This window comes from Lutibacter sp. TH_r2 (genome assembly GCF_033101135.1).
GTDB lineage: Bacteria > Bacteroidota > Bacteroidia > Flavobacteriales > Flavobacteriaceae > Lutibacter.
In genome coordinates, this window is sequence record NZ_JAWMPV010000015.1 from 1 (window position 1) to 982 (window position 982).

General features: G+C 31.3%; 2 protein-coding genes. Both read right to left on the reverse strand.

Features of this window, described 5'->3' with window-relative positions; genetic code table 11:
* Positions 1-383 (reverse strand): DDE-type integrase/transposase/recombinase (locus R3X25_RS15160; protein ID WP_317675812.1); only part of this gene is annotated, 383 nt, incomplete at its 3' end.
* Between the two features lie 188 nt (positions 384-571).
* Entirely contained in the window at positions 572-943 is a 372-nt protein-coding gene (locus tag R3X25_RS15165; protein ID WP_317675813.1) for a transposase, read from the reverse strand.
* Between the last annotated feature and the right edge of the window lie 39 nt (positions 944-982).

The following is a 982-nucleotide window of genomic DNA, read 5'->3' on the forward strand; positions in this document are numbered from 1 at the left end:
GAATGATGTATGAGTCCATTAATATTTTTCTTTTTATACAAAGCTTTATTAAGAGCTCTCACGCATCCTTTAAGTTCCAGGCTGTCACTAAGGTCATATCCAACAATTTTTCTGGAATACATATCTGTAATGAGTGCGAGATAACAAAACCCATTGAGTGTTCTGATGTATGTAATGTCAGATACCCAAACTTGATTCGGTTTTGTCACTTCTATGTCTTTAATCATATTGTTATACTTATAAAATCTGTGATAAGAGTTTGTTGTTCTAGCACTATATTTCTTTCTTAGAGTTAACATATTATGATCTCTTAACACCTTAAACAAAGCGTCTCTACCCACTTTCAGATGTTGCTTGTCAAAATCATCATTTAAAGATTTCATTAGTTTTCTTACACCTTCTCTAGGTAAGGATTTGCGTCTTTTTTTAACGATATGTATGATTTGTTGTTCAACTTTTTTTCTTTGATTTGCTCTACACTTATACTTGTAGTAAGCATCTCGTTTTAAGTTAAACGCTTTGCACACCTTGGAAATAGAAGCAAATCCTTTTGCTTTCTCTACAGTAATAATTAAGGCTTGATACTTAGTTTTTTTTTAAGTTCCAATACACTTTTATAACCTAACTTTTGAGCGGCAACTTCTAGATAAGCATCATCGATAAGTCCATCCATATCTTTTTTAAGGAGTAACTTTTTAAGTTGATTAATTTCCTTTTGAAGTGCTTTTATTCTTGATATTTCATCATTAGTTTCTACCATAACTCTTGTGTTCATAAGGTCTTTACGGTCATACTTTTTAATCCATTCATTGATTGTAGAACAAGCAATACCGTAAAGTTTACCAAGTTGATACTTATTATACTTTCCTGTACTAAGTTCGGCTAAAATTTTTAATTTGAATGGTTCACTGTAACGTCTGGTTACTCTGTCGTTTTTATACATAATGTTTAATATTATGTAGCCTTTATTCAGGACGGGTCA